Origin of the sequence: Cupriavidus sp. HPC(L) (assembly GCF_000307735.3) — a bacterium.
Classification (GTDB): domain Bacteria; phylum Pseudomonadota; class Gammaproteobacteria; order Burkholderiales; family Burkholderiaceae; genus Cupriavidus.
The window spans coordinates 1-15,135 of record NZ_AMPR02000007.1 but is presented as its reverse complement, the minus strand read 5'-3'; the positions used below and the strand labels follow the sequence as shown (position 1 = coordinate 15,135).

The following is a 15,135-nucleotide window of genomic DNA, read 5'->3' as shown; positions in this document are numbered from 1 at the left end:
GGCAAGCGCCAGCATCAGCAGCGCGGCCAGCGGGCGACGCAGCGCCGGATGGCGGGGACCGGCATGGCGCGATTCGGGCGTCGCGCGTGGGCGTCCGGCGGCGCAAGCATCGGCGCAAGCATCGGCGGGCGGAACGGGCCGGGCGACGGGGCGGAAAATCAGCATGTTGCTATGATAGCGGCCTGGCGCGACCGTTCCGCGCCCGCCGCCGCGCCTGCCGCGCTGTCCGGCCTTTCCAGAATTCCCTCGGTTTCCCTCGTTTCCCTCGGTCCTCTCTCGCTTCCACCCCGAACCCTGCGACGCCAACCATGAGCAAGCTCACTCACTTCGATACCGCCGGCCAGGCACACATGGTGGATGTCGGCGGCAAGGACGCCACCCACCGCGTGGCGATCGCGACCGGCACCATCACGATGGCGCCCCAGACCTTCGCGCTGGTCCGCGACGGCACCGCAAAGAAGGGCGACGTGCTCGGCATCGCGCGCATCGCCGGCATCATGGCCACCAAGCGCACCGCCGACCTGATCCCGCTGTGCCATCCGCTGGCGCTGACCAAGGTCGCGCTCGACTTCGCGCTCGACGAGGCGGCCAGCTGCGTGCGCTGCACCGTGCGCGCCGAGACGCGCGGACAGACCGGCGTCGAAATGGAAGCGCTGACTGGCGTGCAGGTCGCGCTGCTGACGATCTACGACATGTGCAAGGCCGCCGACCGCGGCATGGTAATGGGCGACATCCGCCTGCTGGAGAAGCATGGCGGCAAGTCGGGGGATTGGGTGGCGGAGTAAGGCGAGGGTTTTTTGGGTGGCTTTAGTGGGGCACTTTTAAGGTGTGCTGTTAATCCGTGGTGCGTGCCCCACGCCGGCCGCCGCCGTCGACCTGATTATCTTCTCATCCCATGTGCTCTTCGCCCACGATGCGTGCCTTTCCAACGCCGCAGTGTTGGGCCAATGAGTTCTATGTAGGGGCAGGCGTATAGCTTGGCCCACTAGTGGCCCATAGTCACTGTCAAGCAGCCGGGGCGATAGCATGACGGTCATCGACATGGGCTCAATGGCGAGAAGCCCAAGATCGTATAGCGCATGGAGGTCACTGCGCAGGAGCAGGCCGTTTGTGACGACATTGGTCTGTGCGCCTAAATATTGGTAGATGTGAGCCGCCTCCAACGCTTCTGGCACGCCAAACCCGGAAATTGCACAACGCCCCCCATACGCCGCCAAGACTGCCGCACGGAACATTCCTTGACCCTGCCTCCGAACGATTGAAGCGCGGATCCATCGACGAGCGTCTTCAATGCTGCAGGGATCGAAGGTTTCATCCTCCGTAATAAGCCTGCCCGCAGCGGCAATTTGAGACCCCTGCAAGTGGAGTTCACCTGACGGGCCAAAGCCTTCCAATCGGAAATACCCGTCCTTCCATTCTTCGACGAGTGCGAGACCCTGTACCCAATACCGCGGGTTCGGCTTAGGATGAATTTGGCGGATTACGCCCACGGGAATGCGATCGCGCATGCAAGCCAGCAAGGCAACGTTGGTGAACTGGCTATCTCGCTTCGCCGGATCGGCCCGCTCCTGGTAGTACGTATATGTCCACGTTCCGTCGGGGCGTACTACCGGATCAACATCAGCATATGGGCCTTTAAGAGACTGGCGGACACTAAGCGCGTACTCTAGTCCTGCTGGCTTATGGATACCCTTCGCCTTATTGACTAGAAAAACACCATTCGACATTGGCTTAGGCCAGGGAACCTCCATACCTTGATGCTCTTGAAACCAAAGCAATGCGCTTCTGTGGTCGGGTGCTAGTTTTTCAAGGATATTTCGTAGGGATGTCATTGCTTAGTCGGCATTCTCTGCTCGTGCACTCGCCGTTACGCGCTCGCTGGCAGACACGTATTTTCGTATTGCATCTGGCATATATTACCAAGGCCCCTTAACCCGCCGACACGCCTCTCTTGCCACCATGGGGCCCTAGTATCAGACTACCTTTCTGTTTCTCGGCCCGCTTGAATTACTTTAAAGTAATAGTGACATCAGGGCGAAGGTAGAAGATAAGGCTACGAGAAGGGAGATTGACAAGCGGCCAATCGCAATGACGGCCGAATATGTGCAAGGCCGCCGACCGCGGCATGGTGATGGGCGACATCCGCCTGCTGGAGAAGCATGGCGGCAAGTCGGGGGATTGGGTGGCGCAGTGAGGCGGCGGCAGGAGCGGCAAGGGGCGGCAAGGGGCCGGCAAGCAGCAGAGCAAGCTGTATCGGGCCCGCAAAGCGAGCCTTCCCGGCTTCCCTGCTAGCGGCGCGGGCCGAAGGCCGCGACGTGACGGCCGACGGGCATGTTGGCCGCGGCGAGCAGCGCGTCGGCGAGCAGATCCTGCCCTTCCGGGCTCAGGTGGATCTCGTCGAGATAGGCCACGTCGCGCGCCCGGCGCTCTGCGTCGCGCATGCTGACGATCGGCACCTCGTATTCCTCGCACAGCCGCGAGAAGGCTTCCAGACCGGCGGGCAGGCCGGCGCCGTCCAGTTCGTCGCGCTCGTAGTGCTGCACCAGCCGGACCTGCAGGCCGGCGCGCTTCGCCATCACGATCAACTCCGCCAGATCGCGCAGCGAGGCGGCGCGGTCGGCATCGGTCGATTCGCGCGGCGGTCCCGACGATTGGTCCAGTCCCAGATAGGCGGGCAGATAGCGGGTGGCACCCTCTACCAGCGCCGACAGCGGCGGTTGCGACGGATGAGTGTCCTGCCGCAGCGGCGCGAAGGTCGGCACATCGCCATAGTCGGCGCCGTTGACGACGATGATCGCGGTATCGGCGTCGAGAAAGCCAAAGCGCCGCGCATAGGCCAGCCAGTTGCCCGGCCCCCAGCTGAACGCGGCGACGTTGCCGACGGTCGCCACCTTGCCGTCCTGCCCCAGCCGCGCGCGCAGTTGCTCGGTGGCCAACCGGCCCTGGTCGACCTGCGCGCCGCCGTTGACGACCGAATCGCCGAACACCAGCACGCGCCGCTCGCCGGGAGCGCGCTTCTTCGGCTCGAAATCCTCCGAGCGCATGCCGAAGCGGTTGACCACATAGCGATGGCCGAAGCGCTTCACGCGCTGGTTGGGCTTGAGCAGGTATTCGATTTCGGGGTCGGCCTGATACAGCGGCGGATCGCCCAGCCCAAGGCCGGCGCGCGCCAGCACCTCGGTGGTGATGACGGCCACCAGCGCGAGCACAGCCGCCGTCAGAATCCCGCGCTTGCCAATCCGCATTCGTCCCTCCCGTGTGACACAGGCACCGGGCGAGTCTATGGGCCGGAACTGGCGTGACAAATCGTGCCGACGGATGAAATGCCGCAGACCCGTGCTTCTACGGAAACGGCGGCCTCCGCCGCTTGCCGCAGCGCGGCATTCCCCCTTTCGGCTACCGCCCTACCGCGGTATCGGTCCGGCGGCCTGGTGTTGCCGGACCCACTCGCAGAATTCCTGCGGCCGACGGGTGGCACCGACGCCGTCGCAATAGCCGGCGACCCGCGCGAACTGGTCGGCCTCGTCGCCGCGATAGTAGTAGCGCAGCCGCTCCAGCCATTCGCGGCCCCGCTCCGGCTCGCCGTTCAGCGCCAGCAGCCAGGCCCCGCGCGCGATCATCGTCGGTGTCGGCAACAGGTGGAGCGCGGCGATGTGTGGCGGCAGCCAGGCATCGGCGCCGTCGGCAGTCAGCGGAGCCAGTTCGGCCCGGTGGGCCTCCGCATGCTGGCCGAACCACAGCTTCGGCGCCGGCAACGTGTCGACCCGCGCCGAACTGGCGTACTCGCGGGCCTCGACGCGGCGGTAGTCCTGCCACATGGTCGCGAGCACCAGCGCGGCTGCTACGCCGACCACCGCGGAGCCGGCCGTCGCCAGCGCGCGCGGCATCCGGGCCACTGTCAGCGCGGCCGGCTCGAGCCATCCCAGCAGGAAACAGAAGGGCAGCAGGAAATACAGGTAGTGCAGCGGGTACTCGAGCATCGAATGCGCGCACAGCATCGCCAGCCAGGTCAGCGCCGCCGCAGTGCGGGCGCGCTCGGCCGTATCGGCCCGCCACAGCCGCGCGCGCACCACGCGCCACAGCCACGCGGCAAGGAACACCGCGACACCGGCGGTGCCGACGATGCCGGTCTTGGCGAGCAGGTCCAGCACGGCGTTGTGCGCATGCAGCGACATCTCGACGACGATGCCCAGCCGCGCCAGCTGTTCGAACTGTGCCCAGCCGAATTCGCCCCAGCCGACGCCGAACCACGGATGCGCGACGAACATCGCCCACGCGTGCGACCACAGCGCGCCGCGCGCGGAGATCTGGTCGCCGGCCTGCAGTTGCGCCATGGTGTCGAACAGCGACCACCCGAACGCCTGCCCCGCCGCCTTGATGGCCGGTTGCAGCAACATCAGCATCGCGACCAGCGCCGCGGCGGCGAACACCAGCCCGGCGGGACCGCGCAGGCTCCAGCGTCTCGATGCCGACGCCGATGGCGCATCCTCCGCCGAGCGCGCCAGCCAGGCCGCGACCAGCGCATAGCAGGCGGCCAGCCCGACATGCAGCACGCCGGTGCGTGAGCCGGACAGCACAACGCCGCTTTCGATCAGCGCCACCGCGACGAGCCACGGCACCGCACGCAGCTTGCCGCGCGAGCCCAGCCAGACCGACGCCGCCAGCGCGAGGCCGTGGACGGTCGCCTGGTGGTTGGGCTGGTTCAGATTGCCCCACAACCGGCGGTTGGTCTCGTAGAAGTAGTCGGACACGAGCCCCAGGCTGTCGCTCTCGAGGCGGAACAATTGCACCCATTGGGCCAGCGTGCCGAACAGCCCGGCCGCCAGCCAAGCCGTGGCGACCGCGGTCAGCACCGCGTCGGCATCGAGCGCGCGGCGATAGCGATGGCCGGCCCAGATGGTGCCCGCGCCGATCAGCAAGGCAGCCAGCGTCAGGCCGCGGCTGCCCGTCACGTCAGGCTGGCCGGCCAGCGTGGCGCCCGCGCCCAGCGCGATCAGCCACAGGCAGAATGCGGTCACCAGCGGGATGCCGCCGGGCGAGGTGGGCGAGGTGGGCGTGATAGTGGCAACGGCAGCGGCAGCGGCGGCAGTACCCGTGGCTGGCGCCGGCGGACGCAAGGTCGCCGACCACAGCACCAGCGCGACGAAGGCCAGCGCCGACGCCCACTCGCCGTAGAAGGTCGCCAGCGGCAACGTATGTCTGGACACCAGCGGCGGCAACGCGACGGCCATCGCCAACAGCGGGCACGCGCACTCCAGCGCAATGTTCCTGCGCAAATTCACATTCGATTCCCGACGAAGGCGACGTGCCCTTGGGCGCGTCGCCGAGATGATCGTTGCGCAGCCGGGCATGGTTGGCGTCGTCCGCGATGACAACGGCGCCACTACCCGACTACGCCCTCGCCTGCGATGTATCGGCCGGCGACTGGCTGTTCCTGAGGACATACTGCCTGGCGACCACGTTCTCGATCGTGGTGGCGATCTCCCAGCTGACCGAGGTCGCGTTGACCGATGGCCGCAGCGTGATGTCCCTGCCGTCGACGCCGGCTCCCAGTCCGCTGGCGGCCAGCGTCAGCGTGATCACGCCCGGGCCGCTGACGGTGGCCTGCGCGATTTCGCGGTTCGGCGCGAACCGCGGGATCGCCGCGGCCGCATTGTCGCCATTGCAATCGTCCAGCACGCCGCCCGCTTCCTGCGCGCACAGGCTGACCGCCATCTTCAACGGCGCTGCCGCCGTCAGCACGCTCGACAGCCTGGCCCGAATTGTATCGTCCCGATATTGCGGCACCGCGATCGCGGCCAGGATGCCGATGATGGCGACCACCACCATCAGTTCGATCAGCGTGAAGGCGCGATGGGGGCGATGGGGGCAATGGGCGCGATCGGCGCGGCGGCCCTGCGGCAAGCGAGCGGCGACTGGCATGGAGCGTCTCCCGAACGGTACGAAGGCCGACAGTATCGAGCCGGCCGAACGCGCTTTGCCGCCCGTTCACAAAATTTGGCATCGAGGCGCTGCGCCCAGCGCTCGCGCGCACGGTTCGCTTCGACGAAGTGCGCCATGAAAAAAAGCCCGGCAACGCCAAGGCGTGCCGGGCTCGTTTCGCATGGCCGCATCCCCCGCAGGGCAGCACGGCCGCGCGTGGCGTCAGGCGGTCCGCGCGCCGCGCTTCTGCATCAGCTTGCCGAGCACGACCACCAGGATCGCGCCAACCGCGCCGAATACCAGGTGGGCGTGCGGCACATGGACTTCGAACCAGGCGGCGTCGACCGGATCGCTGACCAGCATCTCGCCGGCCAGATAGCCGAGCAGCGCGGCACCGGCGACGATGATCACCGGGAAGCGTTCCATCACCTTCAGCAGCAGCGTGCTGCCGAACACGATCAGCGGAATCGACAGGCCCAGGCCGACCACCAGCAACAGCAGCTGGCTGCCCTCGGGCCCCTTCTGCGCCGCGGCGGCGACTGCCACCACGTTGTCCAGCGACATCACCAGGTCGGCGATCAGGATGGTGCGGATCGCGGCCCAGATATTGTCCTTGGCGTCGTGGCCTTCGTCGCCGTCATCGCCGGTCAGCAGCTGCACGCCGATATAGACCAGCAGGATCGCGCCGACGATCTTCAGGTACGGCAGGCTCAGCAGCTTGACCGCGGCGACGGTCAGCACCACCCGCATGATGATCGCGGCGGCGCTGCCCCAGAAGATCGCGCGCTTCTGCTGCGCGGGCGGCAGGTTGCGCGAGGCCAGCGCGATCACGACGGCGTTGTCGCCGGACAGCACGATATTGGTCAGGATGATGGATCCCAGTGCGATCCAGAACGTGGTGGACGACAGCAATTCCACTGCGTGGCTCCTCGAAGTCGATATTGGAATTGGAATGAAGACGGGGTGTCAGGAACGTCGGCGCGGGGGCCTGCGCACGGCGCGACTGCGGCGTTTCGGATGTCTGACGCCCAAGACATGGAGATGTACCGCAGCAACCTTTCGTTTTGATTTCAACAAACCGGCAAATACATCAGAAAATGATCTGTTGGCTGCTCCAGTGGCGCCAAAACGACAATGCCCTCGCAGGGCGCGAGGGCATTGCCTTTGGGACACCGCCGTGGAAACGCGGCGCCGGCCGATCGGACCGGCGGGACCGGTCCCGGTCCGTATTACAGGATCGACTTCAGCAGACGGCCCATTTCCGACGGATTCTTGGTGACCTTGATACCGCAGGACTCCATGATCTCCAGCTTGGCCTGCGCCGTGTCGGCACCGCCCGAGATCAGCGCGCCGGCGTGGCCCATGCGCTTGCCCGGAGGCGCCGTGACGCCGGCGATGAAGCCGACCACCGGCTTCTTCATGTTGTCCTTGATCCAGTAGGCGGCGTTGGCCTCGTCCGGACCGCCGATCTCGCCGATCATCACGACGGCATCCGTGTCCGGATCGTCGTTGAACATCTTCATCACGTCGATGTGCTTCAGACCGTTGATCGGGTCGCCACCGATGCCGACGGCCGACGACTGGCCCAGGCCCAGCGCGGTCAGCTGGCCCACGGCTTCATACGTCAGCGTGCCCGAGCGCGACACCACGCCGATGCGGCCCTTCTTGTGGATGTGGCCAGGCATGATGCCGATCTTGATTTCGTCCGGCGTGATCAGGCCCGGGCAGTTCGGTCCGAGCAGCAGCGTCTTCTTGTTTTCGCGGCGCATGCGGTCCTTGACTTCCATCATGTCGCGCACGGGGATGCCTTCGGTGATGCAGACCACCAGGTCCAGATCGGCGTCGACGGCTTCCCAGATCGCGGCGGCGGCGCCTGCGGGCGGAACGTAGATCACCGACACGGTGGCGCCGGTCTGCTGCTTGGCTTCCTTGACGCTCGCGTAGATGGGAATGCCCTCGAAGTCCTCGCCGGCCTTCTTCGGGTTCACGCCGGCAACGAACGCGTTCTTGCCGTTGGCGTAGTCGCGGCAGCCACGGGTGTGGAACTGGCCGGTCTTGCCGGTAATACCTTGGGTGATGACCTTGGTGTCTTTGTTGATCAGAATGCTCATTTGCGTTTCCTTTCCGTCGTCCCCGCGAAGGCGGGGACCCAGTGTCTTATGCAGTCAGGCCTGCGTACAGGTCGTTCCAGTAGGGATTGCTGTCTTCGATCAATCTCAGCTTCCAGTCACGCCGCCATTTCTTGATCTGCTTTTCCCGGGTAATCGCTGCTTCCGCAGACGAGTGCACCTCGTACCAGACCAACTGCTTGACGCCGTACTGCTTCGTGAAACCGTCGACCAGGCCTTCCTTGTGTTCCCAAACCCGCTTCAACAAATCCGACGTGACGCCCGTGTATAGCGTTCCGTTTCGCTGACTTGCCAGCATATAAACGAAATAGGCGTCGCGCACGATAGCAGGGGAAGACGCTGGGTCCCCGCATACGCGGGGACGACAGTATTTTTACCGGTAGCCAGACTGCTCCTTACTTGCCCGCGGCCGCGGCCACCACCTTCTGGGCCGCTTCTTCCATGGTGTCGGCGGAGATGATCGGCAGGCCCGACTCGGCCAGCATCTTCTTGCCCAGGTCTTCGTTGGTGCCCTTCATGCGGACGACCAGCGGCACGCCCAGCTGCACCGCCTTCGACGCCGAGATCACGCCTTCGGCGATCACGTCGCAGCGCATGATGCCGCCAAAGATGTTGACCAGGATGGCCTGCACGTTCGGGTTCTTCAGCATCAGCTTGAAGGCCTCGGTCACCTTCTCGGTGGTGGCGCCGCCGCCCACGTCGAGGAAGTTGGCCGGCTCTCCGCCGAACAGCTTGATGGTGTCCATGGTGGCCATCGCCAGGCCGGCGCCGTTGACCAGGCAGCCGATGTTGCCGTCGAGCGAGATGTAGGCCAGGTCGAACTTCGACGCTTCGATTTCAGCCGGATCTTCTTCGTCCAGGTCGCGGTAGGCGACGATTTCCGGGTGGCGGAACAGCGCGTTCGAGTCGAAATTGAACTTGGCGTCGAGCGCGATCACCTTGCCGTCGCCGGTCAGGATCATCGGGTTGATTTCAGCGAGCGAGGCGTCGGTGTCCCAGAACGCCTTGTACAGGCCCTGCAGCGCCTGGCGGGCTTGCGGCACGCTGGCGTCGGGCACGCCGATCTTGCGGGCGATGTCGTCGGCATCCTTGTCGGTCAGGCCGACCGACGGCTCGATGATCAGCGTGTGGATCTTCTCGGGGGTCTGCGCGGCGACTTCCTCGATGTCCATGCCGCCTTCGCTCGAGGCCATCAGCGCGACCTTCTGCGACACGCGGTCGACGACCAGGCTGACGTACAGTTCCTTCTTGATGTCGGCGCCTTCTTCGATCAGCAGGCGATTGACCTTCTTGCCCTCCGGACCGGTCTGGTGCGTGACCAGCTGCATGCCCAGGATGTTGCTGGCGTAGGTCTTGACCTCGTCCAGGCTCTTGGCCACCTTGACGCCGCCACCCTTGCCGCGGCCGCCGGCGTGAATCTGCGCCTTGACGACCCACACCGGGCCGCCAAGCTGTTCGGCCGCCTTCAGCGCTTCTTCGACCGAGAATGCGGGGATACCGCGCGGAACCGGCACATTGTATTTGCGCAGGATTTCCTTGCCTTGGTACTCATGGATATTCATGCGTGTTTCCTTTCGGGTAGGCGTAAATGGGTAGAAAAGCCGGGTAGTAAAGCGTGGTGATGAAGCGGGAGAGGTCGAGATCTCGGTGGGGACCCCGGCACCTCACCCGGAGGTTCCGGTGGACCGGTGCGAGGCGGCGCCGTCGTCGTCGGCAATCGCCTGCTGGGCCCGCGGTGACTGCGGCGGCGAGGCCGCGGGCGCATCGGCCCGGACTCTCGGTTTCGGCTGGTGTCCGTACCAGCGCGGGTAAAACTGGCGAACCACTTCCCCTTCGAAGTGCAGCGCATGGCAGCCATGCAGCTGATAGGGCGGTTCGGGATTGCTGTCGTCGCTGGCGCCGTCGCGAATCTTGAAGACGTCGCCAGCAAAGGCCTGGATCGCCGTCGTCGGCAGGATCCCGGCCAGCTCGGTCAGATGGGTGCAGCCGGCCACGCCGCCCAGGCGCTCGCGCACGGCCTTGCGAAAGCCCTTCATCAGGTTCAGGCCGATCAGCTGGCGGTAGGCCGGGCCGATGGTGTCGCAGTGGCCGGGATAGGGAACCCAGTCCGAGCAGGCCTCGGCGTCGACCACGTTCATGCGCAGGTCGATGGTCACGCGCAGCCACAGGTCGTGCAGCGGCTGGCCGATTGGCCGCACGCCGCCGCCTGCGAGCGGAATGTCGCGGGGCTTGGTGTCGGTGAGCCGGGCCTCGATGTCCCACAGGCCGTCTTCGCGGAGATACGCCTCGGCCGTGATGGCGCGGCGATGACGCAGGGCGCGATTGACGGGGGCGGAAAGCGGCATGGCACCAGGCTGTGACAAGGGAAGGCGCGGCGGAACCGGCGCCTGAAGGCGATTTGCTGCGGGCGCACGAATTCGCGGCACGCTTGCGGAAAACTCGTGGAGTTTAACATGCCGAACTACATTGGCCGGGAATACCCGGATGTGTGCAGTGTCGGGCCCGATTGTCGGCACGGATGATCGGGCTACCGGGGCGTTCGCATCACACTCTGCCTCTGGGCCGATCCGGCACGCCGTTCATTCGAACCATCTCACTCGGGCGGCTCGTCCGGCGGCAGGTCGGCGTCGCGGATCACCCGGCTGATCGCCGCCTGGGAAAAGCCGCGTGCCGTCAGGAAGCGCAGCTGCCTGGCCTTTTCCTCCGGCGTGGCCGGCGCGACGCCGAAGCGTTTGCGCCAGACCTCTCGCGCGCGCTCCAGTTCGGTGGCCCGCAACTGCTGCTGCAGGTCGGCCAACTGCTCGCCGTCGAGCTGGTGGGTGCGGGCTTCCTGCATGACGCGGGAAGCGCCATAGCGGCTGGCGCGCCGATGCACCAGGCTCTCGGCAAAGCGGGCGTTCGACAGCCAGTTCTCGCGCTCGAGCGTATCGAGCAGGCGCTCCAGTTCCTCCGGCGACTCGGCATGCGGCGTCAGCTTGCGCGCCAGCTCCGCGCGGCTATGCTCGCGGCGCGACAGGTAGCCGACCGCGCGCGCTTTCAGGGACAGCGGGGGACGGGGCATGAAGACGGCTTGGGATGTAGCGCGATCGCGATGCTCGGGAGGACTCCCCTCTCCCGCTTGCGGGAGAGGGGCTAGGAGAGAGGGCAAGCGGCGCTTCGCATGCGATCGCGCATGGAAACCATCCCCTCTCCCCACCCTCTCCCCTGAGGGGGAGAGGGAGAACATCATCGACCCGCTTACTCTTCCGCCAGCGCCGGCGTGCCGTTCATCGGCACCACGCCGAGGGCGGCGCGGACCTTGTTCTCGATTTCGTTGGCGATATCGGGATTCTCGCGCAGGAATTCGCGCGCATTGTCCTTGCCCTGGCCGATCTTCTCGCCGTTGTAGCTGTACCAGGCGCCCGACTTCTCGACGATCTTGGCGTCCACGCCGAGGTCGATGATCTCGCCCTGGCGCGAGATGCCCTGGCCGTACAGGATGTCGAAGAAGGCCTCGCGGAACGGCGGCGACACCTTGTTCTTGACCACCTTGACCTTGGTCTCGTTGCCGATCACGTCGTCGCCCTTCTTGATCGAGCCGATGCGGCGGATGTCGAGGCGGACCGAGGCGTAGAACTTCAGCGCGTTGCCGCCCGTGGTGGTTTCCGGCGAGCCGAACATCACGCCGATCTTCATGCGGATCTGGTTGATGAAGATCACCAGGCAGTTGGTGCGCTTGATGGTGCCGGTCAGCTTGCGCAGCGCCTGGCTCATCAGGCGGGCCTGCAGGCCAGGCAGCGCGTCGCCCATCTCGCCTTCGATTTCGGCCCGCGGCACCAGCGCCGCGACCGAGTCGATCACGATCAGGTCGACCGAGCCGGAGCGCACCAGCGCGTCGGTAATTTCCAGCGCCTGTTCGCCGGTGTCCGGCTGCGAGATCAGCAGGTCGCCGACGTTGACGCCCAGCTTGCTGGCGTAGTTGACGTCCAGCGCGTGCTCGGCATCGACGAACGCGCAGGTGCCGCCCAGCTTCTGCATCTCGGCGACCACCTGCAGCGTCAGCGTGGTCTTGCCCGACGATTCCGGGCCGTAGATCTCGACGACCCGGCCGCGCGGCAGGCCGCCGACGCCCAGCGCGACATCCAGGCCCAGCGAGCCGGTCGACACCACCTGGATATCCTGCTCGACCTCGCCATCGCCCATCCGCATGATCGAGCCCTTGCCGAACTGCTTCTCGATCTGCGCCAGCGCGGCGGCCAGCGCCTTCTGCTTCTCGGCGCTCACGCCAGCTGCCTTCTTGCCGTCATCCATGGTCGTCCTTCCGTCAATGGTGTATAAATAGGCCGCATGCGGCGCGCCGCCTGCTATTCGAAGCCGATATTGTGCGGCCACTCGTTACGCAGACCCACGCGCCCGACCCGCGCCACCCCGGCGGTCTGCATCGTCGGAGCGCGCTGCGGCAACGCATTCTAGAGGCGGAGCATGGCAGCCGTGAATCAGCATCGGCTCAAAAATGCCCGGTTGACCGGCGCGATCTCCGACGCGTGGCCTCGGTTGCGATCCAGCCCCATGCGCCCGCCTGGAATCAGCGGGTACTGTATAAAAAAACAGTATGCTTGGCAAGCCCCATTTCATCCCATAGTGCGCATGCCGATCGGGACGACACGGGGAGCGGCGCCCGCCAGCGCACGCCTGCCAGGCCAGGGGAGACCACCATGCGCATTCTGATTGCCGAAGACGACGACGTGCTGGCCGACGGCCTGACCCGTTCCCTGCGCCATTCCGGCTATGCGGTCGATCATGTCGCCAACGGCATGGAAGCCGATTCGGCGCTGTCGACGCAGGCCTACGACCTGGTCATTCTCGATCTGGGGCTGCCCCGCATGCCGGGGCTCGAGGTGCTCAAGCGGCTGCGCGCCCGCGGCGCGATGGTGCCGGTGCTGATCCTGACCGCGGCCGACAGCGTCGACGAGCGGGTCAAGGGCCTGGACCTGGGCGCCGACGACTATATGGCCAAGCCCTTCGCGCTGTCCGAGCTGGAGGCGCGCGTGCGCGCGCTGGTGCGGCGCGGCACCGGCGGCGGCGCGACGCTGATGCGGCACGGTCCGCTCGCGTTCGACCAGGTCGGCCGCATCGCCTATCTGAACGACCAGATGCTGGACCTGTCGGCCCGCGAGGTCGGCCTGCTGGAGATCCTGCTGACCCGCTCCGGCCGGCTGGTGTCGAAGGAGCAGCTGGTCGACCATCTGTGCGAATGGGGCGAGGAGGTCAGCAACAACGCGATCGAGGTCTACGTGCACCGGCTGCGCAAGAAGATCGAGGTCGGCGGCATCCGCATCGCCACCGTGCGCGGACTCGGCTACTGCCTGGAGAAATTCCAGCCGGCTGCGGCCACGGCGCATCCCTGACCGAGCAGACGGCGACATCCACACCGACGCCGACACCGACGCCGACGCCAGCGACGCCGCGGCTTTCTCTTCCACCCTGCCCGGCCACCGGCCGCCCCGCTCCTTCCCGCCCTACGCATGTATCCGCTGCGCCTGCCCTGGAAACGCCCGTCGCCGGCGCCGACCGACGCGCGCCGGCGCGCCGCCTCCGCCCCCAGCGCCGAGGACGAGGTCAGCGACGAGATGCTGGCCGACGCGCTGCCCCATCTGGAGGACGACGCCGCGCACGCTTCGCCGCGCTCGCTGTTCGGCGAGATCCTCGACTGGATGCTGGCGCCGCTGCTGCTGCTGTGGCCGCTGAGCATCGCGGTCACCTATCTGGTCGCCAAGTCGATCGCCAACGGGCCCTACGATCGCGCGCTCGAATCGAGCGCGATCGTGCTGTCGCAGCAGGTGCGCGAAGTCAACGGCGGCGTGACGCTGCAGCTGCCGCTGTCGGCTCGCGAGATCCTGCGCGCCGACGAGACCGACGCGGTCTACTACCAGGTGGTCGGCACGCGCGGCGAGCTGGTGGCCGGCGATCGCGACCTGCCGCTGCCGGTCGAGGAAGACCGCGGCCACGCCGGACTGGTATCGCTGCGCGACGACCAGGTCGCCGGCAACGACGTGCGCGTCGCGTATACCTACGTCGAGATGCCGGCGGTGCCGGGCGGCCATCCGGTGCTGGTACAGGTCGCCGAGACGCTCGACAAGCGCGCGCGGCTGGCCAACGAGATCATCAAGGGCGTGATCCTGCCGCAGTTCGTGATCCTGCCGCTGGCGGTGCTGCTGGTGTGGTTCGGGCTGTCGCGCGGGCTGGCGCCGCTGACCGCGATCCAGCAGCGCATCCGCGCGCGCAATCCGGGCGACACCAGCCCGATCGACGAACAGGCCGCGCCGCAGGAGATCACGCCGCTGGTCGCCTCGTTCAACGAGCTGCTCGAGCGGCTCGATCAATCGGTGCAGACGCAGAAGCGCTTCATCGCCGACGCCGCGCACCAGATGAAGACGCCGCTGGCCGGGCTGCGCATGCAGGCCGAACTCGCGCAGCGCGAGCAGTCGCCCGAGGAACTGCGCAAATCGCTGGCGCAGATCGCCGGCAGTTCGCAGCGCACCGCGCATCTGGTCACGCAGCTGCTGTCGCTGGCGCGCATGGAGAACTTCGCCGGCAGCGGCAATATGGCGCCGCTCGACCTGGCCGCGCTGGCGCGCGAGGTGGTCAAGGACTGGCTGCCGCAGGCCTGGGCCAAGCGCATCGACCTGGGCCTCGATGCGTCCGACCATCCGGTGATGGTCCAGGGCAACCGTTTGATGCTGACCGAGATGCTGAACAACCTGCTCGACAACGCGATCCGCTACACGCCGCCGGGAGGCCACGCCACCGTGCGGGTCAGCGCCGACCCGTTCGAGCCGTTCGCCTATCTGGACGTGGAGGACACCGGGCCCGGCATTCCGCCGGCGGAGCGGCCGCGCGTGATGGAGCGCTTCTATCGCGTGCTGGGCACCAGCACCGAAGGCAGCGGCCTGGGCCTGGCGATCGTGCGCGAGATCGTGCAGCAGCATGGCGGCGACGTCGCCATCGAGGACCACGTCTACCAGCAGCAGCCGCGCCTGGCCGGGGCGCGGCTGCGCGTCACGCTGCGCCGTCCGGCGCCCGGGGAGGCGGCATGAACGCGCCC

Annotated in this window: 14 protein-coding genes and 1 pseudogene; 4 read left to right on the top strand and 11 right to left on the bottom strand. The window is 66.7% G+C overall.

The window, feature by feature from the left end; all coding sequences use genetic code 11:
- Positions 1–308 precede the first annotated feature (308 nt).
- Entirely contained in the window at positions 309–785 is a 477-nt protein-coding gene (gene moaC / locus B551_RS01275) for a cyclic pyranopterin monophosphate synthase MoaC (protein ID WP_006576691.1), read from the top strand.
- 36 nt (positions 786–821) lie between these two features.
- Here the strand turns inward: moaC (B551_RS01275) and B551_RS27315 are convergent, their stop codons facing one another.
- Positions 822–1,235 (bottom strand): HNH endonuclease, encoded by a 414-nt coding sequence (locus tag B551_RS27315; protein ID WP_371259287.1) that lies wholly within the window; start codon positions 1,233–1,235, stop codon positions 822–824.
- 863 nt (positions 1,236–2,098) lie between these two features.
- On the opposite strand from B551_RS27315, the pseudogene moaC (B551_RS26815) reads away from it, so the two are divergent.
- Positions 2,099–2,194 (top strand): annotated as a pseudogene (gene moaC / locus B551_RS26815) (cyclic pyranopterin monophosphate synthase MoaC); the annotation flags it as partial.
- Positions 2,195–2,288: 94 nt separating this feature from the next.
- On the opposite strand, the gene B551_RS25070 reads toward moaC (B551_RS26815), so the two are convergent.
- The 10 genes from B551_RS25070 to recA all read right to left on the bottom strand — a co-directional run bounded on the left by B551_RS25070 (position 2,289) and on the right by recA (position 12,341).
- Positions 2,289–3,245 (bottom strand): hypothetical protein, encoded by a 957-nt coding sequence (locus tag B551_RS25070; RefSeq protein WP_006576694.1) that lies wholly within the window; start codon positions 3,243–3,245, stop codon positions 2,289–2,291.
- A gap of 159 nt (positions 3,246–3,404) precedes the next feature.
- Entirely contained in the window at positions 3,405–5,231 is a 1,827-nt protein-coding gene (locus B551_RS01265) for a PglL family O-oligosaccharyltransferase (RefSeq protein ID WP_006576695.1), read from the bottom strand.
- 160 nt (positions 5,232–5,391) lie between these two features.
- Positions 5,392–5,922, bottom strand: coding sequence for a pilin (locus tag B551_RS26965; protein WP_006576696.1), 531 nt, complete (start codon positions 5,920–5,922; stop codon positions 5,392–5,394).
- Positions 5,923–6,144: 222 nt separating this feature from the next.
- Complete coding sequence (locus tag B551_RS01255) at positions 6,145–6,840, bottom strand: TerC family protein (protein ID WP_006576697.1); 696 nt, start codon at positions 6,838–6,840, stop codon at positions 6,145–6,147.
- A 311-nt stretch (positions 6,841–7,151) separates the two neighbouring features.
- Entirely contained in the window at positions 7,152–8,033 is an 882-nt protein-coding gene (sucD, locus tag B551_RS01250; protein WP_006576698.1) for a succinate--CoA ligase subunit alpha, read from the bottom strand.
- Between the two features lie 46 nt (positions 8,034–8,079).
- Entirely contained in the window at positions 8,080–8,373 is a 294-nt protein-coding gene (locus B551_RS01245; RefSeq protein WP_006576699.1) for a GIY-YIG nuclease family protein, read from the bottom strand.
- Between the two features lie 73 nt (positions 8,374–8,446).
- Complete coding sequence (sucC, locus tag B551_RS01240) at positions 8,447–9,613, bottom strand: ADP-forming succinate--CoA ligase subunit beta (RefSeq protein ID WP_006576700.1); 1,167 nt, start codon at positions 9,611–9,613, stop codon at positions 8,447–8,449.
- Positions 9,614–9,715: 102 nt separating this feature from the next.
- Positions 9,716–10,396: a DUF2889 domain-containing protein gene (locus B551_RS01235; protein ID WP_006576701.1), complete on the bottom strand. Its 681-nt coding sequence runs from the start codon at positions 10,394–10,396 to the stop codon at positions 9,716–9,718.
- Between the two features lie 248 nt (positions 10,397–10,644).
- Complete coding sequence (recX, locus tag B551_RS01230; RefSeq protein WP_006576702.1) at positions 10,645–11,112, bottom strand: recombination regulator RecX; 468 nt, start codon at positions 11,110–11,112, stop codon at positions 10,645–10,647.
- A gap of 176 nt (positions 11,113–11,288) precedes the next feature.
- Positions 11,289–12,341 (bottom strand): recombinase RecA, encoded by a 1,053-nt coding sequence (gene recA, locus B551_RS01225; RefSeq protein WP_006576703.1) that lies wholly within the window; start codon positions 12,339–12,341, stop codon positions 11,289–11,291.
- Between the two features lie 404 nt (positions 12,342–12,745).
- On the opposite strand from recA, the gene B551_RS01220 reads away from it, so the two are divergent.
- Complete coding sequence (locus B551_RS01220) at positions 12,746–13,438, top strand: response regulator transcription factor (RefSeq protein WP_006576704.1); 693 nt, start codon at positions 12,746–12,748, stop codon at positions 13,436–13,438.
- A gap of 117 nt (positions 13,439–13,555) precedes the next feature.
- Positions 13,556–15,127 (top strand): sensor histidine kinase, encoded by a 1,572-nt coding sequence (locus tag B551_RS01215; RefSeq protein WP_023263327.1) that lies wholly within the window; start codon positions 13,556–13,558, stop codon positions 15,125–15,127.
- Positions 15,128–15,135 lie beyond the last annotated feature (8 nt).